This is a genomic window from Rathayibacter sp. AY1A4 (assembly GCF_002930955.1).
Taxonomy (GTDB): domain Bacteria; phylum Actinomycetota; class Actinomycetes; order Actinomycetales; family Microbacteriaceae; genus Rathayibacter.
Genome location: NZ_PSTN01000026.1, coordinates 24589 through 46709 on the forward strand (window position 1 = coordinate 24589; position 22121 = coordinate 46709).

The window sequence follows — 22121 nt, forward strand, 5'->3', positions numbered from 1 at the left end:
AGTCTTGCATGCGTTTGGACGCGAGCGCGAGGGCCCTCAGCCGACCAGCGGGTCCAGCGCCTCGCCGAGGTAGGGCGCCAGGGTCCGGGCGTACGACTCGGTGAGGTGCCCGAGGTCGCGGTACACCTTCACTCCGCCGATCACGAGGGGGCAGCCGCGGTCGTCGCAGAACCAGCGGGTGAGGTCGACGGCGGCGGCGCCCGGCCAGTCCTCGGCGGCGGCGGCCATCAGCTCGCGGTCGGCGAAGGCCTCGTCGAGCGGCACGCTGCAGTCGGCCGCGGAGCCCGGCTCCTCGGCGCAGGCCAGCAGGGAGAGCGAGGGCAGCACCGGATTGTCGCGGATCGCGACCACCGTGGATCCGCGGGCGATCAGCGGCGCCCACGACTCGTGGAACCCGTCGATGCCGGCCTGCTCGTCGGGGGTGCCGGACGCGTCGACGAACACGGACTTCTTCGCGGAGTAGGCGGTGACGACGAGCGCGTACGGCTCCTGGCCCGCGAGCTCCTCCTGCAGCTTCCCGTTCCAGACGTCGCAGGAGCGGCGGGAGGAGGCGGAGTCGTCGCGCCGCTCCGCGGTCGAGAAGACGCAGCCCGTCTTGTAGTAGGTGTGCAGGTCCCAGCCGCGCTCCTCCGCGACGCCGCGCAGCGCCGGGAAGAACGACGCCGCGTGCGAGTTGCCGATGAGCAGCACGCGGAGGCCGGCGGGATCGCCGAAGCGGCACTCCTTGAGCGCGGTGCCGGAGTTGCCCGTGCTGCACTCGTCGGTGTTCAGCGCGGAGCCGTCCTCCGAGGCGTCGACGGCGGGCAGGCTCGTGGTCCAGGAGTCGGGGCAGGCGTTCGCGAGCGCCGCGGCTCCGACGCAGCCCTCGGTCGAGACGGGGAGGGCGTGCGCGCGGGTGAGGTCGGCGGCGATCGCGGCGTTCGTGCCGGTGAGGCCCGTCGCTCCGGCCAGGGCGGCGACGGCCAGCAGGGCCGCCGGGGCGAGCGCGCGGAGGCGGTGCGGGCGCTCGGCGGGGGCGCGGCGGTGGAGGGGGTCCTCGAGGAAGCGCTTCGAGGCGGCGGCCAGGAGGATCGCGGCGGCGATGACGCCCAGGCCCGCGAGGGCGGTCGGGTCCTCGCCGGTGCTCTCGCGCCAGAAGACCAGGAGTGGCCAGTGCCAGAGGTAGATCCCGTAGCTCAGGCCGCCCAGCCACACGAGCGGGCGCAGGGCCAGCAGTCGGCCGACTCCGCGCTCCGGGGCGGGGCCGGTCCCGGCGACGAGCACGAGCACCGCCGAGAGGGTCGGCCAGAGCGCGGCGGTGCCGGGGAACGCACTCGAGACCTGGAGCACGAATCCGCAGGAGACGACTCCGATCAGCCCCAGCCACCCGGCGACCGTCCGCAGGGCCGCCGGGATCGCCAGTCCCGGGAGCACGAGGGCCGCGAGCGAGCCGAGCCCGAACTCCCATGAGCGGGCGAGGGAGCTGTAGTACGCGGTCGGCTGGTCGATCCCGACCAGCACGACCGAGAACGCGAACGAGAGGACGGTGAGCACCGCGACGAGCGCCAGCAGGAACCGCGGCAGCTGCGCGCGGCGCCGCAGCAGCACGGCGGCGAGGGTCGCGACGAGCACCAGGGCGAGCCAGACCAGGTAGAACTGCCCCTGCACCGACATCGCCCAGAAGTTCTGCACCGGCGAGTGGAAGTCGTCCTGCGCGAGGTAGTCCACTCCGGCCCGCGCGAGCGCGACGTTCTCGACGTAGAAGGTCGAGGCGAGCACCTCGGTGAAGGTCTGCAGCAGCTGCGAGGGGCGCAGGAGGAGTGGAGCGAGCGCCGCGACGACGACCAGCACCACCGCGGCCGCCGGGAAGAGCCGCGAGGCGAGCCTCCGGAGGAAGGCGATCGGACGCACGCGCCCGAACCGCCGGATCTGGCCGAGGAGGGTGAGGGTGGTGAGGAACCCGGCGATCACGAAGAAGACGTCGACGCCTCCGGAGACGCGGCCCAGCCAGATGTGGAAGGTCGCGACCAGGAGGGACGCGACGGCGCGCAGTCCCTCGATCTCGGGCCGGTAGCCGGACGCGTCGGCCTTGCGCACCAGCGCGGACCGGCCGGAGGAGGCGGTGCGGGCGGGGTGGCGGGGCAACGGGTTCCTTCCGTGACGATCGGCGGGCGGTGGGGCGGGCGCCGTCGAGCGTCGGTGTCCAGGATCGCGCTCTCTCACCCCGAGGGGAACCGTGTCCGGGGTGCTGTCCACCTGGTTGGGGGCTGCGGAGGCGAGGTGCGCGACAGGTGTCCGCTTACTCGGCTGTTCCGGGCCTTCTGGGTGACAGGAGAACTCGGAAGTCGCCGTCTTCGCGCGCGACCACGGCGACTTCTGCGGAGTCGCCGGCGGGCCGGGCCGAGGGCGGCCGAGGGTCGGTGGCGCGGATCGACTGGCGCGAATCGACGGGTTGAAGTGAGGTAAGGCTATGCTTACTCGAGCTCCGCGCCGGGCCAACGAACAAGGCCCGCGCACCGGGCCGACGACCGACGCCCACGAACCACGGGAGATCCATGTCCACGCACCGACGGCGCCCCGCCGCCCTCGCCCTCGCCGCCCTGACCCTGCTCGCCCTCACCGGCTGCGGCGCCTCCGAGCAGATCGAGCCCGAGAGCACGGCCGCCGCGGGGGAGGGCACGACCTCGTACCCGCTCATGCTGGACAACTGCGGCACCGCGACCACCGTCACCGCCCCTCCGCAGCGGGTCGTCTCCCTCGACCAGAACTCGACCGAGATCCTGCTGTCCCTCGGCCTTGAGGACCGGATGGTCGGCACCGCCTCCTGGACCGACCCCGTGCTCGAGACCCTCGCCTCCGCGAACGAGAGCGTGCCGCGCCTGGCCGACAACGCGCCCACCTACGAGGTGCTGCTCGGCGCCGACCCGGACTTCGTCACCGCCTCCTTCGGCCGGCACTACGCGCCCGAGGGCGTCGCCTCGCGCGACCGCCTCGCCGAGACGGGGATCGGCTCCTACCTCGCCCCCTCCGACTGCGACAACGGGGCGAGCGTCAACGGCGGGAGCGGCACGCGCACCGTCCCGCTGACCGTCGACGTCCTCTACCAGGAGATCCACGAGCTGGCCGAGGTCTTCGACGTGCAGCAGCGCGGTGACGCCCTGGTCGCGCAGCTGCAGGAGCGCGCCGCCGCCGCCACCGAGGGGGTCGACCTCGGCGGCCGGAGCGTCGCCTTCTGGTTCGCCGACACCAAGACGCCCTACATGGCCGGCGGCTACAACTTCGCCTCGATGCTCGGCACCACGACCGGCATGACCAACGTCTTCGCCGACCGCACGGAGGACTGGCCCGCCGTCGGCTGGGAGAGCGTCGTCGCGGCCGACCCGGACGTCCTGGTCCTCGGCGACCTGCAGCGCGACCGCTTCCCCGGCGACCGCCTCGACGACAAGACCGCGTTCCTCCGCTCCGACCCGCTGACCAGCAGCCTGCCCGCGGTGCAGGACGGCCGCTTCATCGCGCTCCACGGCGCCGAGATGAACCCGTCGATCCGCTTCGTCGACGGGCTCGAGAAGATCCGCGCCTGGTGGGACGAGAACGGGGCCTCGCTCTGAGCACGGGCACGGGCACGAGCACGGTCCTCGTCCGCCGGGTGCCGCGGGGCCTTGCCGCCGCCGCGCTGGTCGTCGGCGGGCTGCTCGCGCTGGCGCTCTCGGTCGGCGTCGCGGTGACGCTCGGCCCGGCCGACGTCTCGCTCGTGAACGTCCGCGACATCCTCCTCAACCACCTCGGGCTCGCCTCCGTCCCGGTGCGTGCGGCCGAGGACGCGATCGTCTGGCAGGAGCGCCTCCCGCGCGCACTCGTGGCCGCGGCCTGCGGGGCGGGGCTCGGCGTGTGCGGAGTGATCCTGCAGTCGCTGCTGCGCAATCCGCTCGCCGACCCGTTCGTGCTGGGCGTCTCCTCCGGAGCGTCCACGGGCGCGGTGCTCGTCGGCGTGCTCGGGGTCGGCGGAGGAGTGGTCGGGCTCTCCGGAGGCGCCTTCGTCGGCGCGCTGGTCGCCTTCGGCTTCGTGCTGCTGCTCACGCGGTTCTCGGCGGGCGGCACCTCGGGCGTGATCCTGGCGGGGGTGGCGAGCACGCAGCTGTTCTCGGCGCTGACCTCGCTGATCGTGTTCGCGCTCGCCGACTCGGACGAGACGCGCGGCGTGATGTTCTGGCTGCTCGGCTCCCTCGAGGGCATGCGCTGGGACGACGTGGCGCTGAGCGGAGGAGTCGTGCTGCTCGGCTCCGTGGTCTGCCTCGCCGCGGCGCGCACGCTCGACGCGTTCGCTTTCGGGGAGGACGTGGCCGCGTCGCTCGGCGTGCACGTGGGCCGCACCCGCCTCCTCCTGCTGGTGGTGACGGCCCTGCTGACGGCGACCCTGGTGAGCATCGCCGGCGCGATCGGCTTCGTGGGGCTGGTGCTGCCGCACGCCGCGCGACTCGTGTTCGGCCAGCGGCACTCGCGGGTGATCCCCGCGACGATCCTGCTCGGCGCGGTGTTCCTGGTGTGGGTCGACGCCGGATCGCGGGTGGCGTTCGCGCCGACTCCGCTGCCGGTGGGGGTCGGCACGGCACTCGTCGGCGTGCCGGTGTTCATGCTGCTGCTCCTGCGGCGGAGGGGCCGCTCGTGACGCTCGAGGCCGACCGGGTCTCGTGGCGCCGGGGCGGCCGCCTGGTGGTCGACGGCGTCTCGCTCCGCCCCGTTCCCGGCTCGACCGTCGGACTGCTCGGGCCCAACGGCTCGGGCAAGTCGTCGCTGCTGCGGCTGCTGCAGGGCACCGCGGCTCCGGACGCCGGCGTCGTCACCCTCGACGGCGCGCCGCTCCGCTCGCTCCGCCGCCGCGAGGTCGCCCGGGCCGTGGCCACGGTGACGCAGCAGGCCGAGACGGAGGCGGACCTCCCCGTCCGCGACGTCGTGCGGCTGGGGCGCACCCCGCACCGCTCCCTCCTGGGCGGAGACACGGCAGAGGACCTGCGCGCGATCGATCGCGCCCTCGAGCAGGTGGGTCTCGAGGCGAAGGCCGACCACCTCTGGCACACCCTGTCGGGCGGCGAGCGGCAGCGCGCGCACATCGCCCGGGCGCTCGCGCAGGAGCCGCGCGAGCTGCTGCTGGACGAGCCGACCAACCACCTCGACATCCGCCATCAGCTGGAGCTGCTGGCCCTGGTGCGGGCGCTGCCGGTGACCACGGTCGTCGCGCTGCACGACCTCAACCTCGCGGCCCTGTTCTGCGACGCGCTGCTGGTGCTGCGCGAGGGGCGCGTGGTCGCGGGCGGCACCCCGGAGGAGGTGCTCACCCCGGCGCTGATCGCGGACGTCTACGGGGTGCGCGCCCGCGTGATCGTCGACGCCGGACGGCCGCACGTGCTGTTCGACTCCTGATTCCGCTGCCGCATCCTGACCCCACTGCCAGACGATCGTCGATCAGTCAACGGTCTCGTCCACTTCCAGCAGCGCGTTCTACCGTCGGTGAACCGGCTTCGAGACCTCACAGGAGAGGTCCCCCTCGCGCTGGGCGAGGTGCTCTCCTGACGGAGGGCGATGGACGTGCCGGTGACGACGAGGGGAGTCGAGAGATGTCCAGAGACGACGTGGCACCGGGGCGGTTCGCGCGGTTCGTGAAATGGGTCAACAAGGCCGACGGCTGGGAGCCGCAGTACCTGCGCGGGCGGGTCGTGGCCAAGAAGGACGGCGAGTGGATCGTCGCGGTCGACGGCGAGGAGCGCCGGATCGTGAAGAAGGAGTGGAGCGTCTACCGCTGACCCTCGGGGAGGACTCGTGATGCTGCCCGACCGGCGCACTCCCGAGATCAGAGAGGCGCATCCAGGAGTCTTCGTGCTCGAGCTGCGCCGCACCCGCCGCCGGCCCGCCGAGGAGCTGGGCGTCCTGATCCGCACGGGCACGACCTGGACGGTGCTGGGCCCCGAGGGCGTGCTCTCCGACGTGCCGAGCTTCCACGACGCCGTGGCATCCCTGCGCGAGTAGCGAGGCACCACCGAGGACCCCGCGGCCCCACTCAGTCGCCCGAGACGGTCGCCCGCTCCGGCGTGTCGACGACCGTCCCGGGCACCTCAGCGCGGATGGGGACGGCGCGGCGGTGGTGCCGCCGAGGCGTGGGCCCGCCGCGCCTACAGCTGGCGGCCCGGACGCTGCACGCCGACGACGGTGACGGTGAGGGTCGCCGAGGTGCTCTGCGCGGCGGACGGCGCGGACTCCGACAGGCGCACGGTCAGGCGGAGGTGGTCGGTCGCTCCGACGGCCAGAGCTGGGGAGCCGGGCAGGTCGAGGCGGGAGGCGGCGGGGCGGTCGGCCGACACGGTGGTGACGGTGCCGGGGCAGGTCGCGGCGTCGGCCGACCAGGACAGCGAGCAGCGCTCGATCGCGAGCTGCAGGCCGTCCGAGAGGTCGGTGCCGGTGGCCGCCTGCAGTTGGAGGGCCGACATCGGCAGGGTCCCGGCGTTCGTCAGGTCGAGGAGGCGCCGGGCCGTGCCACCGGGGACGAGGCCCGCGACGGGGACCGGCACGGTCGTCGCTCCGGTGCCGGTGAACGTCGCGATGACGGTGCCGGAGGCGACCCGCGCGCTCACGGAGCCCCGGTCCAGGAGCACGGCGGTGGCGGTGGCGGCGGCGCCGAGGACGAGCGCGCCGGCGACGAGTCCCGCCAGGCCGGCGCGGGAGACCACGCGGCGGCGGACCTCGGGGGAGTGGCGCGGGGCTCCGCGGTCGCGGGAGGACGGCCGGGCGCTGTGCCGTCCGTGCTCAGCGGGCGGACGCAGGGGCTCCGGGGGCGGCGTGCCGTCCGACGAGCGGTGCGCGCCGCTCACGGGGCGACCTCCGCGGGGCGGCGCCAGATGGCGATCAGGAGCGCGCCCACGATGACCGCGCCGCCCGCGGCGAAGAGCGCGAACCGCGCCTCCGGGTGGGCGAGGCCGATGCTCGGCCAGCCCAGCAGCGGCACCACCGAGCTCTCGCGCCAGATCCGCTCGTCCGCGATCGTCACGATCCACGGGTCGGCCGACTCGTTGTTGTCGCCCTTGGTGGTGAGCGCCAGCTGGCCGGGCTCGCGGTCGCGGAGTGCCGCCGCCTCCTCCTCGGAGTAGACGAGAGTGACGCGGTGGATGACGCGGCGGCCCGGATCGTCCGGGTCGGTGAAGACGATCACGTCGCCGGCGCGGATCGCGGCCTGGTCGACGGGCAGGGTGACGGCGAGGGAGCCGACGGGCATCCCGGGCGCCATCGAGTTCGACAGCACCGGCACGAGCCGCACGAGACCGAGCGCGGAGAGGACGAAGACGGCGATGCCGGCGACGGCCACGATCGTGACCAGGCCGCCGAGGAGAGCGCGGAGGGCCTTCACGCCTGCTCCCTCCGGTGACGACGGCGCGCAGCCGCGGCGAGCAGGGCGCCCGAGCCGAGGGCGAGCATCCCGCCCAGGAGCGCAGCGCCCAGATCGCGGCCGGTGACGGCCAGCCCGCCGCCCGCCGCTCCGGGGAAGGAGCCGGGGCCGGGCGTCGCGGAGGGATCCTCCTCCGTCGTGCCCACGAGCACCCGCAGCGACGCCGCCGCGAGCTCGGTCCCGTTGCCGGCCGACTCCGGGAACAGGACGCGGACGCGCACGCCCACGGTGGCCCCGCGCTCGAGCGGACGGACACCGTCGAGCCGGCCGAGCGTCGCCGCGGGTCCGGATCCGAGCGGCATCGCGTCCTCCGGGCAGAGGTAGCGCTCGACCGTGCGCTCCCCGTCGACGACCTCGGCGACCGTGAACGCCGAGTCGCAGAGCTCGACGGACAGCTGGAGGCCGTCGCGCGGGTCCTGCGCCAGCGTCCCTCCGTCGACCGCGAAGGCCACGGAGACCCCCTGCGGCGACAGGCCGGTGCTGGTCACCTCGACCGCCCACTCGGCGCGGTCGCCCGGAGCGAGGTCGGTGAGGGATCCGGGCGCCGAGAGCTCGCGCACGTCGAGCACGCCGACGGGCTCGGCGCTCGCCGCGGGCGCGAGGAGCACCACCGCGAGGACGGCGACGAGCGCACGGGCGTGGGGCATGGGGACGACTCCGGGAGGAAAGGGGGATGCCTCCGCCCCGCGCCGGTGGCGGCCGGGCAGGACGGAGGCGGTGGAGGACGGTCTACTTCTGGATGCCGGCGCGCTGGATCGCGGCGGCCGTGAAGGTGACCGTGGCGGAGGCGTTCTCGTACGCGTTGTCGGCCGCGGTCGGCAGGACGAGCTCGATCAGCGTGTTCAGCGTCACGTCACCGGCGTCCGAGGGGAAGGTCCCGGTCGTGGTGGGGGTGATGCCGAAGTTCGCCGGGGTGAAGTCGACCGCGCCGGCCTGGCCGCCGATGGACGACAGCTTGCCGGATCCGGTGACCGTGGTGGTCCCGCTGCAGGAGTACGGGCCCGCCGGAGTCGTGGTGGGGGCGGTCGTCCAGGCGGTGGAGCAGGTCAGCAGGCGGTAGTCGAGGCCGTTCGGGCCGGAGACGAGAGACTGGCCGACACGGTTCTGGTCGGTGGTGTCGGATCCCACGACGTCGTTGGTGACCGCCTGCGAGAAGCGCACCGACGAGACGAGGTCGCCGTCGTTGGTGGCGTTCGGCAGGACGATCGTCACCGGGCGCTGGATGGTGTCTCCGGGCGCGATGTCCGTCACGATGAAGGTGCCGTCGAGGTTGATGTCGAGCTGTCCGGCGTCCGCGGTGACGCTGGCGGTCCCGGAGTCGGTGAACACGGCGAAGGCGCCGGCGCCGGCGAGGGCTCCCGCGGCGAGGAGGACGCCGCCGGTGAGGGCGATCTTCTTCCAGGGGCTGCGACGGGTGGGTGCTGTGGTGGTCATGGCGACCGTTCCTTTCTGGTGGGTGGTGCCCGGTGCGGGCGTGGTCTCCCTCACGAGGACACGTGCAGGACGAGAGGGGTGTCGGCGGGGAGGCATCAGCAGCCTCCGGCGGTGGTGACGGCCGGCTGGGCGACGGCGGTCGAGGCGGCGGACGCGACTCCGAGCCAGCGCTGCAGGTCCGGGCGGACCCGCCACTGGTAGCTGCGGCCCTCGCCGACCCGGTCGTCGGTGAAGCTCGTCGCGGAGGCGGCGGGTGCCGCGATCACGGTCCAGGGGCCGGGCGTCGTCCCCGCGAGGCGGCGCTCGAGGGTCCAGCCGGTCGCTCCGGTGGCGGCCGACCAGCTCACGAGGGTGCTCGGCCGACCGGCCGTGCAGCTCGCGACGGGCGTGGCGACCACGGAGGAGCTGGTCCAGGCGCCGAGCCCGACCGCTCCGCTCGTGCTGCCGGTGCCGGAGAATCCGCGCCGGACGAGCGGAGCGGGATCGACCCAGACCGTGATCGTGCCACCCGCCGTGAGCGCGCCGTCCGTGACCGTGTACGCGATCGTCGCGCTGCCGGTCCAGCCGTCGGCCGCGGGCGTGTAGGTGCACGTGGATCCGGAGCAGGAGAAGGTGCCGCGCAGCCCGGCCGAGACGCTCGTGCCGACCAGGGCGAGGGTCGTGCCCGCGTCCTCGTCGGTGTCGTTCGCGAGCGGAGCGACGGTGACGGCGGGGCCGCCGGTGGTCGCGACCACGCGGTCGGGCCGGGCGACCGGCGCGCGGTTGAGCGCGGTGACGGTGACCGTGACCCGCACGTTCCAGGTGCCGTACTGGCCCGAGAGCGAGTAGTCGAAGACGTCGGTGCCGACGAAGGCGGCGATCGGGCGGTAGGTGCACTGGCCGCGGGTCGCTCCGCTCGCGACGCAGGAGACGGACCCCTGCACGGGAGTGGCGGGGGCGGGGGTCGCCGCGCCTCCGATCGCCTTCGGGGTCGCCGAGAGCTGCGCGCGCGAGAAGGTCGCTCCGGTCGCGGCGGGCCCGTCGTTCGCGAGCACGTCGATCACGACCGATCCGCCCTGCACGACCGTTGCGGCGTCGGCGGCAGGATCGGGGATCACCGAGATGCTCACCGAGGCGGTGCGGGTGAACGCCCCGCCGGTCGGGCCGGTCGCCGTCGCCGTGGCGGTGTTGGCGATCGTGCCGGCGGTGACGTCGGCGGCGGTGGTCGTGTAGGCGGCGGTCGCGGTGACGACCTGGCCGGGCAGCAGTCGTCCGGAAGTGCCCGGCCAGGAGTAGGTGAGAGCGGAGAGCCCGCTCTTGGGGTCGCTGATCGCGACCGCGGTGAGGGTGGTGGTGCCGGTGTTGGTCGCGCGGAAGGTGTAGGTCACCACGGTGCCGGCGGCGCTGATGAAGGCGGGGTTCGCGGTCTTGGCGAGCGCGAGGTCGTTCGTGCGGGTGATCGTCACCGTCCGCGAGGCGGTGGCCGTGACGGCGGCGCCCGTCGGAGGGGTGCCGGTCGCGGTCGCGGTGTTGAGGACCTGGCCCGCGTCGACGTCGGCCTGCGTGAGCGTGTACGAGGCGGTCGCGGTGACCGACTGGCCGATCTCCAGGCGCCCGGCGGTCCCCGGCCAGGAGTAGGCGAGCGCGGAGAGCCCGCTCTTGGGGTCGGTGACCGCGACGGCGCTCAGCCCGGTGTTGCCGGTGTTGGTGGCGGTGAAGCTGTAGGAGACGGTCGAGCCCACGGCGGCGCCGGTCGGGATCGTGCCGTTCTTCGTCAGCGAGATCGAGGGCGCGTAGCGGATCGGCGTGGTAGCCGTGGAGGTCGCGGTGACCGTCACGGGCGTGGCGGCCAGGGTGCGGCCGGAGACGGTCGCCGTGTTGACGAGCGACGTGTTCTTGTCGATGTCGGTCTGAAGGACCGTGTACGGCGCCGACGTGAAGGTGGCGCTCGCTCCGGGGGCGAGCTGCGTCGAGGCGGGCGTGATGCCGGAGACCTTCGGGTCGGCGACGGCGACCGTCTGCAGTGTGACGGTGCCGGAGTTGAGGGCGAGGAAGGAGTAGCGGATCTGCTCTCCGGCGTCGGCCTGGGCATTGCCGTTCGTGTCGGTGAGCAGGGCGGTCTTGGTGAGGGTCAGAGCGGGAGCCGGGGCGGCGATGGGGGCGGTGGCGGTGGCGGTCCTGCTCGTGACGGGGGTCGTTGTCACGACGTTCGAGATCGTCTCCGTCTTCGTCGCTGCAGCGGTCGCCGTGTTGACGAACGAGCCGGCCACCGCTTCGGCGGCCGTGACCGTATGGGATCCCGTGCAGATGGTGGAGGCGAGCGGGAGCAGGGTCGTCGTCGGACAGGAGATGCTCGCGGCCTTCGGGTCCGTGACGACGATGCCGGTGAGCGTGCCCCGGATAGACCCGTTCGTGACGACGAACTGGTAGGGGATGACGGATCCCTCGGCGTAGGCGACGGGCTGCGTGGTGGTGCGGTCGATCTGCTTGACCAGAGTGATGTCGTCGAGAGTGTTGATGGACGAGACGGAGACGTTGCGGACGAGGTGGGTGTCGTTCGATCCACCGGTGGACGCCGTGAAGCCGAGCTTGTAGGTCGAGGGCGCTGCGGTCGGCATCGTGAACTGCATCAGCTGCGTCAGCGCGGAGGCGGCCATTCCCGCCGAGGTGCCCCAGTAGACCGTGACGACGGGGGAGGCCGTGGCGGACACGGTGATCCGCACGGTCCTGCCGTAGCTCGCGGGCGGATTGCCCGACGAGACGGTGATCGGGGTGCGGACGGAGGTGAGCGTCGGCGGCGGCGCGGCCTGCAGGAAGCAGTAGCCGGTCTGGCCCTGGCCTGCACCGCGGGCGACGATCTGATTCGCGACCTGGCCCTGGCCTGAGCCGGAGGGGCACCCGAATCCGAGTCCGTAGGTGGGCGGGGCGTTGGGTGTCGTGCTCTGCGTGGGAGGTCTGGCCGAGAAGTTCCCGTAGGCGTCGATGCCGATGCCGAGATAGCCGCCGTTCACACCCTCGACGGTCGCGGACTGACCGTAGCCGAGCGAGCCGCCAGGGGCTCCGGCCGCCGTCAGGGACTTCGAGCCGTCCGTGAGGAAGAAGCCGATGCCGTCTGCTCCGAGGAGGCCGAGCGCGGAGCTGTACTGGTACTGGTCGAACTGGACGTCGATGCCGCCCGCGGCAGGAATGGGCCGGTTGAAGACCGCGCCGCCCTTGGCGTCGTTCCGGGCATCGGTGAGCTGGAGGAAGCCCGGACTCGTCGCGGCGACGGGGGCCTGAGTCCGATTGGCGCAGACGCCGAGGTTCGAGGACCCGGCCGGGGGTGCGGTCGTCGCCCGGGTGATGCAGCCCCCGTCGAGCGCCTGCCAGGCCGAGTCCGCGACGCTGGTGCCGCCGAAGCCCTCCTGGAGCAGGACCGTGGCCGCCGCGGCCCTCGACGCGGGCAGGACCACGAGGACGGCGGCGAGCAGGAGCAGGACGAGGCCGAGGGCGATCGAGCGGTCGTGGCTCGGTCGAGCATGCGCGTTCGACACGGATCGACCTCCCCCCGGGGCGCCTCGCCGGGCCTTCCGGATGGAGCGGGATCACGATAGGTCGCGGCTCGGAGGCGCCCTGTCCCCCTGAGACGGGACGTGGGCGGCGGACGACGGGCCCCCGATCCGGTGGGCACGCAAAAGGGGGAGAGCGAGCGCTGAACCAGCGCTCAGGTGGTGTCCAGAAAACGCGACCTACCCAGGGGCCTCCCGCTGGCGTGTTGACGTGCGCACGGCCCTCGCGCCGGGCGCACGGCGGCCTGGATCCGTGCCAGCCCCGTGCCGCCCCGGTGTCCCGCCACCGGGACGATGCGGTTCCGCTCCCGTGGCGGGCATCTCCAGAGCAGTGGCGCGAGATAGCGCTCTCACCAGGACCTTCTCGCGTCCCTCCGCCGCTCGATGCGAGGTGGGAGCGCCGCCGCGGGTGTCCCTGAAGCGGGTCTGGCGGTCGCGCGGCGGACGCGGGAGGATGCACTCGCGCCTGCCCGCCCGCACGGTCCCCCGAAGGACCGCACCGCGCCCCCTCCACGGTGGTCCGATCCGGACCGCAGCACCCCCCTCACTCCTTCCGGTCAGGCTCCGCCGACCGAGCAGCCCTCTCCACGTCGGGATCCCATGTCCTCTCCTGCGCGCCACAGCCGCCGTCTCGTCCTCACCGGAGCCGCCCTCGGCGTCGGATCCGCCTTCGCCTACGCGATGACCGCGTCCGCGGCGCCCGACTACAGCGTGATCCCGCCGCTGCCCAACGAGCTCGGGCGCAGCGACACGGCGATCTCGCGCGTGGGGAAGAAGCCGTACCAGATCATCGACGTGATGATCGGCACCGACCGCGCGCGGCTCTTCGTCCCGCACACCGCGGTCCCCTCGCAGCGGATCGGCCGGGTCGTCTACTGGTACTACCACGCCAACGGGAGCACCTACGCGGCCCTGTCCGGCGCCTACCAGTACAGCGCCGACCAGGCCGTCGACAAGGGCGTCATCTCGATCTGCCCCAACTACGGCGGCAGCATCTACACGAACAAGCGGGCCGTCGCCATGCAGGTGGACGCGGTCGCCTGGTTCCAGAAGACGTGGCGGATCGGCGCGAGCTTCCTCCGCTCGAACTCCGGCGGTGGCGCACTGCTCTGCTGGGCGTACGGCAACAAGCTGGTCCCCGAGATCCGCGGCGCGTACCACGCGGCCGGCGTCTACGACATGGCCGACATGGCCCGCCGCGACCCGGAGCGGGTTCTGCCGGACTACGACAACGACCCCTCGACGATCCCGGCGACCGACCCCGCGCTGCTGCCGCAGGCCTCGTGGGCGGGGGCGCGGATCCGCACGACCGGCTCGACCGAGGACGTCCTCGTCCCCATCGCCGTCCACGGAGGGGCGTGGGTCGCGCTCGCGAAGCCCGTGGCGAAGGAGGCCGTGGTCCTCTACACGCCGACCGACGGCGCTCCGAACGGCCACAACGTGCCGAGCCTGACGAACAAGGACATGCTCGACACGTTCGACCGCTGGCTCGCGGAGCAGCCGGTCGTTCCGCTGCCCGACGAGCCCGCCTCGTCGATCCCCGGCGAGGGCACCTACCAGAACTACTCGCCGCTCATCACGACCGCGGGCACCTGGAGCACGATCTCCTCCTCCGCCGACAGCGGTGGGAGCATCAGCTACTCCAGCTCGGCCGGAGCGTCCGCGAGCTTCCGCTTCTCGGGCACGGGCGTCAGCTGGGTGAGCCGGATGACGGCGACCTCCGGCATCAACGAGGTGCTGCTCGACGGCGTCCTCGTCGCCACCGTCGACCGCTACAGCCCCACGACCCGCTCGGGTCAGACGGTGTGGACGAGCGGGCCGATCGCCGCCGGCACCCACACGGTCACGATCCGCCGCGGGACGACGCGCAACCCGGCGTCCACCGGATCCACGCTGATCCTGGACGCCTTCGTCGTGACCGCGGGGACCGTCTCCACGTCGACCCCCACCCCCACCGCGACGGCGTCTCCGACCAGCACGCCGACACCGACGGACACGCCGACCCCCACCGACACGCCCACTCCGACAGAGACCCCGACGGCCACGTCCACGCCCACCCCGACCTCGACGCTGCCGGCGGCGGGGACGTACCAGAACGGAGCCGCCGTCATCGCGACGGTCGGCACCTGGGCGACGCTCGCGAGCACCGCCGACAGCGGCGGCAGCATTTCGTACTCCAGCACCTCCACGGCCTCGGCGACCCTCCGCTTCCGGGGCACGAAGGTCAGCTGGGTGAGCCGGATCACCCCGACCTCCGGCATCAACGAGGTCCTGATCGACGGCGTGCTCGTCGCCTCCGTCGACCGCTACAGCGCCACGAACCGCTCGGCCCGCACGGTGTTCACCAGCAGCACCCTCAGCGCCGGCGAGCACACCATCACCATCCGCCGCGGCAGCAAGCGCAACGCCGCCTCCACGGGCAACTCGCTGATCCTGGACGCCTTCGTCGTCGTGTGAGCCGCTCGGGCGCCCGAGCCGCCCGCGTGATTCCGGACAGAGGACGCGGGCGGGCTCGGGTGGCCGGGTGTGCGGGGGCTCGTGGAGGGGCCCTTGTCGCTGAGGTGCTCGCTCGGCGCCCACTGCGTCGAGTCGCCCGTGTCGAGTCGCCCGAGAATGCAGCTGTTTCAGCGTTCTCGGGACCAACTCGGGCACCTCAGCGGGCTTCGCGGGAGGGGCCCGTGCGAGCATGCGGGGATGAGAACGCTGATCCTCGGAGGAACGGGCTGGCTCGGCGGGCACCTCGCGGCGGAGGCGCTGCGGCGCGGCCACGACGTGACCTGCCTCGCGCGCGGGACGGCCGTGCCCGCGGGGGTGTCCCTCGTCCAGGCCGACCGCGACCGCGAGGACGCTCTCGACGCCGTGGCTGCGGCGCCGTGGGACGCGGTGATCGACGTCTCCTCGACCCCGCAGCACGTCCGCCGATCCGTCCGCGACCTGCGCTGCAGCGCCTACGTCCTCGTCTCGACCACGAGCGTCTACGCCGAGAACGCGGTCGTCGGAGCGGACGAGGACGCCGAGCTGCTCCCTCCCTCCGACGACCCCACCTCGTACGGCGCCGCGAAGGCCGCCTGCGAGCAGGCCGTGCTGGCCGGATCCGCGCCGTCCCTGATCGCGCGCGCCGGCCTGATCGGCGGCCCCGGCGACCCCACGAGCCGCTCCTCCTACTGGCGGGCAACAACTTCCCCGACGCGGGGTCGCTGACGTTATGAGCATCTACCCGCCGGAGCGTGATGTGCTGGAGGCGGCGCAGTGGGAGCGTTTCACCGCGGGCGACGCCGTGCCGGTGCGTTGTTGGCCCGAGCACTGCGTCACTGCCAGACGGTCGTCCTACTCCCACTCACTAACGTTCGAACCTCCACTGCTGCGCCACGGATCAAGGATCACCCGGACCGCTCCAGAGATGCCCGAACCTGCCAACAAACACCACTTTCGCTGTCCTCTAGGCTGCGAACCATGGGATTCTCAGTGCGCCTAGTACCCGGCGTCCGGGTGCGCGTGTCGAGCCGCGGGGTGAGGACAAGCCTCGGTCCGCGCGCCGCGCGGCTCCACCTGGGCGCAGGGGCACCGGGGTTCTCCACCGGTATCGGACCGGTGACGTACTCCACCAGCCTCGGCGTTGCTCGTCGCACCTCCAGCGGCTCGGTCACCCGGGCCGTAGAAGCCGCAAGCAGAGCAGAAGCAGCAGAACAGCTCATCGAGGTCTACAAGCGCATCGACAACCTGCACCGGCAGGAATTCCCACCAGCGACGAGGCCGCTGGCTCCACCGCTGGAAGAGATCAACGAGGTAGAAATCTGGAATCTCCACCGAGCGGCACATCTTCAGGGTGTTAGCTGGTTCGCCCGCGACCATCGGCGCCAGGCTCTTGCAAACGCAGAGGCGGATGCTCGGCAGGAGATTGACTGGCACCGATGGCAGCTGGCGACACAACAGGAAGATGCGCAAGCTGTTCTCGACAGGGAGTGGCAATCACTTGTCGACAACCAGCCGGAAGTCGTAATGTCGGCACTGGCCGCCGCTTTTGAGGACAACGACGCCGCCGCTGCTCCTCTGAGTGTCTCTGGCGGTGAAGCAACACTGGTCGTAATCGTGCCTGCTGCCGACGCGATGCCGCAGAGAAAGCCCGACCTTACGCCCACGGGACGACTTACAATCAAGACTCTGCCAAAAAAGGAAGCGGCGGACTGGCATAAGCACGCGGTAGCTGGATGTGTTCTTGTGACCGCTCGTGAGGCGTTTGCAGTTGCGCCCGGTTTGCGCTCGGTCCGATTCGTTGCCGTTGCGGTTGCTGATTCCGATTCTTACGGAAATCATATTCCACATGTACTGGTCGCGGCGAAAATAAATCGCGCCGCGGTCGATGGAGTTCAATGGGCAACGACGGATTCGATACAGGTGCTGAACGACACCTGCACGGACTTGCATGTTCGACAGGTCGGAGTGACGAAGGCGTTCATGCCGCTCGACTTGTCGGATGAGCCCGAACTTGCAGAGCTGCTGGAAGCAATACGTTACGACGACCTCGTCGATTAGCCCGATCGAAGGGCACCCCCGGTGACGCGTGTTTCGCTAAGCATGCCCCATGAACTAAGGAAAGAATATGTCCTCTCAGCCTCCGCCGCGGCCGCCAATCATCAGGTACGTTAGAGATGCTGGCACCGGCGATAAGTCGTTCCTGGTGACGTGGCTGTTCGCACTGCTCCTTGGCTGGTTCGGCGTCGACCGCTTCTACCTCGGCAAAACGGGAACCGCAATCCTGAAGTTGCTGACTTTCGGCGGCTTTGGGATATGGGTGCTCGTGGACCTAATTCTCGTGCTTGCTGGCGCTATGCGGGACAAGCGGGGTCTGCGCCTCCAAGGCTACGAGCGCCACAAGAAAATTGCTCTAATCGTCAGTGCGCTCGTCGTGCTCGTCGGTGTCTTCGCGAACGCCACAGGGGGCACAATTCAGGGCCGAGACGCAAGTGATGCCGGTCAAGTACCTGCAGTTTCGTCCGCTGCTCCTGACTCCCCTACCGCAAGTCCGACACCGGCCTCCACTATCCCGGCAACGCCAGTCTCATCTCCTAGCGCAACCTTTGCCCCCGAATATTGGCCGCAGGAGGGTGAGGTTCGCGTTCCAATGTTCGTCGGTATGAGACTTAGCGAGGCTGAAAAGCTGGCAAATCGACTCCGGCTTGAGATCAACGCTGAGGACAAGCTCAACGAGCGGAGCATTTGGCGTAAATCTAACTGGACCGTCGTTTCCCAAGACATTTCACCTGGAACTAGTAAAAGCGAAGGTACTATCGTCAGCGTCAGGGCGTTGAAGAATGATGAAGCAGCCAGTGACGTGCAGGAAATGCTTGCAGCTGACCTTCACGCTGAAGAACGTATTTTCTCAGGGAAGATCACTGGACGCCCAGAGGCCGGTGACCTTTCCACGTTGAGGGTAGACGGGGCCACCGTGACCCTGGATCTCATCGAACCGGTTGCTCAAGCCTGTCAGCCCACTCAGAACGGTGTCGAACAAGCTCGGCAGGAAATGGAAATGGCTCTCCCGATCGGGCAGGAAGTACTGGTTGTCATGAGCGAGCCGCACAGGACTGAAGGGTTCATTCATCGGCTCGACGGCGGCAATGGTGCGGCCAGTGTCGCACCGCCGGGTGGATCGATAAACGAAGAACTAGTCAGAACAGGCTGGTGGCGCCCAAGTGCCTCGAGCATGGAGGGGGGCGTGGGCAAGAATGGTGTAGGCGATGACACTGTGGCTTACATCGATTATGCGCCGCGAGCGTCCATAGCCGATGGAGCCCGACCGTACGCGCGACTCATAGCGCAAGCAGGCAACTCCGTGGCCGCCAATTACATCGGCACTGTAGGAGAATGTCGTCGTGCGCTCGAGATCGAGGTGGCACAGGAAATTGACGCCTGGCGCGAACGAGAAGCGGAATTTGACAGGCGAGCGGCGGAAGCAGAAGAGGAGCGTGAGAACAACTATCGATATTGCCGAGACGGTGATGGTGATGGGTTCTGTAACGAAGGTTGATCGGTCGGTAACGGTGCCGTCGCTGTCAAGAGTCGCGAGGGCCAGGGGCAGCACGAGGTCCGACTGAGAGTACGTGACAGTAGTGTTGCGGTACTTCCTAATGATGTCGTGAACAGGTTGCAGTTCCTTCGGCACGCCGGGGAAGCCGGGCATTTCGTTCAAGCGGGGTCGAACGTCGGGTGCCATGAAGGGCCGGATGTAAGCGGCGGCCGCATGGAGGCGACAGCCCTTCCGCAGCGAACCGGACCTCGACCGGTATGGCACGATCAACCCATGCCCGGCTCACTGCACGCCTATGTCGTCGAAGGAACCCGTCTCCGAGTGGATGTGGTCTCGGATCAGGGGGCGACTCTCTCCCTTGCGGGGGAATTCACCGATCTTGAGCCGGTGACGGAGAGCGGTGGCGTTCTCGAGAGCAATCCTGCACTGCGCAGCAACATGTGGGCGTACGCCAAGACCTGGTACCGCGCCCGGATGACGTCCAATGCCGAGGCTCTCGCGCATTCGGATCCGGCCGAGCAGAAGGCAGCTCTCCAGCAGGTGGAGCAGGAGCGGCGGACCGCACAGAAAGTGGCCGAGACGTACGCGAAGACGGCGCAGTGGATCGCGGACGTCGCAGACGACGTCTCGCTGCTGGACGTCCAGCACGGATGGTGCTCGTCGTGCTTCTTCAACACCGAGCACCGGAAGTCGAACCGTCCCGCGGGGCAGCTTCCCGTCTACGTCTGCCAGGGCTGCGGATCCGCGACGCTCCCGTGCGTGGCTGTGGGCTGCGGCAACATGGCGGTGCGCGAGCGCGGCGCTCTGCGCGTCCCCCAGTTCTGCGCCGAGCACAAGCACGAGATCCCGGGCTTCGAGAAGGCCCAGGGGACCTTCGGCGAGCTGCACGACTACGAGGCCTTCCTCGAGTACGAGAAGCCCGACCTCGACGCGACCTCCAAGATCATCGTGGGCGGAATCGCTGTCCTCGCGATGGCGGCGCCGGTCGCTCTCCTCGCCGCTCCCGCCATCGGCGGCGCGATCGGCTCGCTCGGCGTCTTCGGCGGATTCACCGGCGCAGCGGCGAGCTCACACGGACTCGCGCTGCTCGGCGGCGGCACCCTCGCAGCGGGCGGGCTCGGCATGGCCGGCGGCACGGCGGTCGTGACGGCCGTCGGAGCGGCGGTGGGAGGTGTCCTCGGGGCATCGGTCGCGAACGCCTACCTGAGCGAGGACAAGTCGTTCCAGATCGAGCTGCTCCGTCCGGGAACGGGCGGCGTCCCCGTGGTCGTCGCTAACGGGTTCCTCACCGACGGTGAGGGAGACCGATGGGGCAAGTGGAAATCGATCGTCGACTCCCGCTACCCGGACTCGCCCGTCTACCGCGTCCGATGGGGGTCGAAGGAGTTGCGGGATCTGACGGATCTCGCCCTGGGCGCAGCAGGCAAGGGCGTCGCCATGGGGCTGCTCAGAGGAGCGGCGGCGCTCGGGCACAAGGCGGGGGCGAAGCTTCTCGGAGGCGTCGCCGGGCCGGCGATGATCGCCTCGGACCTCGCGAGGAACCCCTGGCACGTCGCGAAGAACCGCGCCGACAAGACCGGCGTGATCATCGGTGATCTCCTTGCACGCACGAACGCGAAGTCGTACGTGCTCATCGGTCACAGTCTGGGAGCGAGGGCGATGGTCGTCGCCGCGCAGTCCATGGGCACGAAGCCCGGAGGGCCGCGGATCCAGGCCGCACATCTCCTCGGCACCGCGATCGGAGCGAAGAGCAACTGGGACTCGTTGACCGCCTCGGTCGACGAAGCGGTCTACGGCTACCACTCCCGCAACGACGCGATCCTCAAGTTCGTCTACCGGACGGCTCAGGCCGGTGAGACGGCAGCTGGTCTGGTGGGCTTCATCCCAGCGTCCAGCAAGCTGCAGAACATCGACGTCTCGGATCGTGTCCAGACGCACTTCGAGTATCAGGACAACGTCGAGCTCCACGACGCCGTCTGAGCGGTGCCGGGCGGGAGGTCGGTGACCTCTCGCCCGCGATCAGTCGATCCGCTGGTCCTTCGTCCATCCGCGCAGGACTCGCCGATGACCGCCGGCTCGGCCGTTCGGCCCTCGAGGGACGAGCGCTGTCCGAGCTAGCGCCCCTCCCCACCAAGCCGCTCACTCATCCCCGCGACTTCCTGCCACGCCCCGGTCGCCCGTTCCCCCGCCGTCGCCTCCCGGAGCAGCCCGGTCAACCGCTCCCGCAGCCGCAGCTCTGCGGCCGTCATCGCGCTCTCGTGCCCCCGCGCGAGGAGGTACGAGTGGGCGTCCGTCGCGAAAGCCGCCAGGGCGTCGAGGAAGATCTCGAGGAGGCGTGCGGCCTCGCCGACGCGGGACGGATCGCGGGGCACCGGCAGCATCGGCACGAGCCGCAGCCTCCCCTGCCAGAGGCGCTCGTCGAGCGGATCCGCGAAGAGGGTGAGGGCGGTCGCGAGCGTTCCCGAGGCGGAGGAGGGGAACGCGCGGCGGACGTCGTGGACGATCTCGTGGAAGTGGTCGTCGGTGAGGCCGAAGCCGACGAAGAGCAGGTGCCGGGTCGCGAGGGTGGCCTTCACGATCGAGGAGAGGGCGCGGCGGGAGGAGTCGAAGCCGAGGTAGTCGTCGCGGGTGAGGACGATCGAGGACGGGTCGTCGACGGTGCCGTGGAGCTTGAGCAGCCAGCGCTCGTGGTCGCCCTCGTGGTCGCCGGGGATGACGGCGCGGGGGACGCCCGCGTCCTCGGACGCCGTCTCGAAGAGGCGGTCGTAGTTGAGCGTGATGGCCTGCTCGGAGTCGATCGCGGTGAGGAGCGCCGGCGCGAGACCGTACCGCTCGAGGGAGCCGATCTCACGGGCGACGGCCTCGGCGAACCGTCCGGGCTTCTCCTCGTCGAAGAGCGTCGCGAGGTAGGACGCCTGGTCGAGCACGTTCTTCCCGCTGAGGACCGCGGACGTCTCGGAGTCGAGTCCGATCTCGCGGCCGAGCTCCTCGAGCAGTCCGTCCCAGGAGGGGCCGCCGGCGCTGACGCTGGTCCCGGCGCCGAGGAAGGGCACGAGCCGGCGGCGACGGGCGCGCTCGGCGAGGCTCTGCGCCTCCTCGAGGGCCGGAGCCTCCAGCTCGGGCCAGGACGTCGCGGGATCGAGTCGTCGCCTGGACTGGGCAAAGGCGTGGACGTCGGCGCGGAGGGTGACGATCGCGATGTCGACCTGGAACGCCTCGGCGGCTTCCCGCAGCACGCGGAGCTGCTGGGCGAGCACGGCGTCGCGGAGGGTCCCTGATCCGCCGCCCGCCGTCGCGAAGAGCGGCACGGCCAGGAGCGGCAGCGGCCGCCCGGTGCGCCGATCCCTCGTCGCCGTCCGCGCGGCGACCTCGACGAAGGCCCGGAGGCGGCGGGCGATGTCGGCGAGTCCTTCGCTGTCCTCGGCGTCGCGCACGGCGTGATCGGGGACGGCGGTGAGGACGGGAGTGGGCTCGCCGTCGCGCGGCGCGAGCGGCAGTGCCGCCTGTCGGCCGTCCGAGAACTCCGGAGTCAGCGCGGCGCGTGCGCGATCCTCCAGCTGCGGGACCCCGCGCCAGAAGTCGGTGAACGAGAGGAAGCGGTCCGTCGGCAGGAGCCACGCGTCGCAGGCGAAGTGGAGGAGGCTCCCGCGGGTGACGAAGAGATGAGGTCGAGGCACGGCCTCTTCCTATCAGCATCGCTGAGTCGCTCGGGGGGGGGGGG

The 22121-nt window shown here is 71.1% G+C and carries 17 protein-coding genes; 10 read left to right on the top strand and 7 right to left on the bottom strand.

From position 1 onward, the window contains the following. Positions 1-36: 36 nt before the first annotated feature. On the bottom strand, positions 37-2124 hold the full coding sequence (locus tag C5B92_RS14010) for an acyltransferase family protein (RefSeq protein ID WP_146079328.1): 2088 nt from the start codon (positions 2122-2124) through the stop codon (positions 37-39). A gap of 410 nt (positions 2125-2534) precedes the next feature. Between C5B92_RS14010 and C5B92_RS14015 the strand changes: the two genes are divergently transcribed. The 5 genes from C5B92_RS14015 to C5B92_RS14035 all read left to right on the top strand — a co-directional run bounded on the left by C5B92_RS14015 (position 2535) and on the right by C5B92_RS14035 (position 6000). After that, the gene (locus C5B92_RS14015; RefSeq protein ID WP_104248045.1) at positions 2535-3587 is read left to right on the top strand and encodes an ABC transporter substrate-binding protein; all 1053 of its coding nucleotides are present in this window, start codon (positions 2535-2537) and stop codon (positions 3585-3587) included. Continuing rightward, a complete protein-coding gene (locus C5B92_RS14020; RefSeq protein ID WP_104256376.1) occupies positions 3560-4645 on the top strand; it encodes an iron ABC transporter permease in 1086 nt (361 codons plus the stop codon). Before C5B92_RS14015 ends, C5B92_RS14020 begins: the two co-directional genes overlap by 28 nt. Then, on the top strand, positions 4642-5397 hold the full coding sequence (locus C5B92_RS14025; protein WP_104350512.1) for an ABC transporter ATP-binding protein: 756 nt from the start codon (positions 4642-4644) through the stop codon (positions 5395-5397). Before C5B92_RS14020 ends, C5B92_RS14025 begins: the two co-directional genes overlap by 4 nt. A gap of 194 nt (positions 5398-5591) precedes the next feature. Next, positions 5592-5777 (top strand): hypothetical protein, encoded by a 186-nt coding sequence (locus C5B92_RS14030; RefSeq protein WP_104223398.1) that lies wholly within the window; start codon positions 5592-5594, stop codon positions 5775-5777. A 16-nt stretch (positions 5778-5793) separates the two neighbouring features. Continuing rightward, entirely contained in the window at positions 5794-6000 is a 207-nt protein-coding gene (locus C5B92_RS14035; RefSeq protein WP_146079329.1) for a hypothetical protein, read from the top strand. 143 nt (positions 6001-6143) lie between these two features. Here C5B92_RS14035 and C5B92_RS14040 read toward each other — a convergent pair whose 3' ends face one another. From C5B92_RS14040 to C5B92_RS14060, 5 genes are all read right to left on the bottom strand, one after another. Next, the gene (locus C5B92_RS14040; RefSeq protein ID WP_104282957.1) at positions 6144-6839 is read right to left on the bottom strand and encodes a peptidase; all 696 of its coding nucleotides are present in this window, start codon (positions 6837-6839) and stop codon (positions 6144-6146) included. Next, a complete protein-coding gene (locus C5B92_RS14045; RefSeq protein ID WP_104350514.1) occupies positions 6836-7372 on the bottom strand; it encodes a signal peptidase I in 537 nt (178 codons plus the stop codon). The genes C5B92_RS14040 and C5B92_RS14045 overlap by 4 nt, the downstream gene beginning before the upstream one ends. Beyond that, a complete protein-coding gene (locus tag C5B92_RS14050) occupies positions 7369-8058 on the bottom strand; it encodes a hypothetical protein (protein ID WP_104350515.1) in 690 nt (229 codons plus the stop codon). Before C5B92_RS14050 ends, C5B92_RS14045 begins: the two co-directional genes overlap by 4 nt. Positions 8059-8140: 82 nt before the next feature. Continuing rightward, positions 8141-8845, bottom strand: a complete 705-nt coding sequence (locus C5B92_RS14055) for a TasA family protein (RefSeq protein WP_104226366.1) — start codon at positions 8843-8845, stop codon at positions 8141-8143. 95 nt (positions 8846-8940) lie between these two features. Further along, the gene (locus C5B92_RS14060) at positions 8941-12357 is read right to left on the bottom strand and encodes an Ig-like domain-containing protein (RefSeq protein ID WP_104350516.1); all 3417 of its coding nucleotides are present in this window, start codon (positions 12355-12357) and stop codon (positions 8941-8943) included. A gap of 615 nt (positions 12358-12972) precedes the next feature. Here C5B92_RS14060 and C5B92_RS17405 point away from each other — a divergent pair. The 5 genes from C5B92_RS17405 to C5B92_RS14080 all read left to right on the top strand — a co-directional run bounded on the left by C5B92_RS17405 (position 12973) and on the right by C5B92_RS14080 (position 20380). Then, a complete protein-coding gene (locus C5B92_RS17405; RefSeq protein WP_181028838.1) occupies positions 12973-14829 on the top strand; it encodes a hypothetical protein in 1857 nt (618 codons plus the stop codon). 237 nt (positions 14830-15066) lie between these two features. Beyond that, positions 15067-15573: an NAD-dependent epimerase/dehydratase family protein gene (locus C5B92_RS14070; protein ID WP_181028839.1), complete on the top strand. Its 507-nt coding sequence runs from the start codon at positions 15067-15069 to the stop codon at positions 15571-15573. 390 nt (positions 15574-15963) lie between these two features. After that, the gene (locus C5B92_RS16975; RefSeq protein WP_146079331.1) at positions 15964-16905 is read left to right on the top strand and encodes a hypothetical protein; all 942 of its coding nucleotides are present in this window, start codon (positions 15964-15966) and stop codon (positions 16903-16905) included. A 145-nt stretch (positions 16906-17050) separates the two neighbouring features. Beyond that, complete coding sequence (locus tag C5B92_RS17410; RefSeq protein WP_374952939.1) at positions 17051-18400, top strand: NINE protein; 1350 nt, start codon at positions 17051-17053, stop codon at positions 18398-18400. A gap of 108 nt (positions 18401-18508) precedes the next feature. Next, on the top strand, positions 18509-20380 hold the full coding sequence (locus C5B92_RS14080) for a DUF726 domain-containing protein (protein ID WP_219814355.1): 1872 nt from the start codon (positions 18509-18511) through the stop codon (positions 20378-20380). 134 nt (positions 20381-20514) lie between these two features. On the opposite strand, the gene C5B92_RS14085 is transcribed toward C5B92_RS14080, so the two are convergent. Next, positions 20515-22077, bottom strand: a complete 1563-nt coding sequence (locus C5B92_RS14085) for an SIR2 family protein (protein WP_104350518.1) — start codon at positions 22075-22077, stop codon at positions 20515-20517. Between the last annotated feature and the right edge of the window lie 44 nt (positions 22078-22121).

Bases quoted from the DNA above. Each gene is read 5' to 3' on its own strand.
- C5B92_RS17405 (WP_181028838.1), top strand. From the start codon at position 12,973: ATGTCCTCTCCTGCGCGCCACAGCCGCCGTCTCGTCCTCACCGGAGCC.
- C5B92_RS14055 (WP_104226366.1), bottom strand. From the start codon at position 8,845: ATGACCACCACAGCACCCACCCGTCGCAGCCCCTGGAAGAAGATCGCC.
- C5B92_RS14030 (WP_104223398.1), top strand. From the start codon at position 5,592: ATGTCCAGAGACGACGTGGCACCGGGGCGGTTCGCGCGGTTCGTGAAA.
- C5B92_RS14050 (WP_104350515.1), bottom strand. From the start codon at position 8,058: ATGCCCCACGCCCGTGCGCTCGTCGCCGTCCTCGCGGTGGTGCTCCTC.
- C5B92_RS14015 (WP_104248045.1), top strand. From the start codon at position 2,535: ATGTCCACGCACCGACGGCGCCCCGCCGCCCTCGCCCTCGCCGCCCTG.
- C5B92_RS14070 (WP_181028839.1), top strand. From the start codon at position 15,067: ATGAGAACGCTGATCCTCGGAGGAACGGGCTGGCTCGGCGGGCACCTC.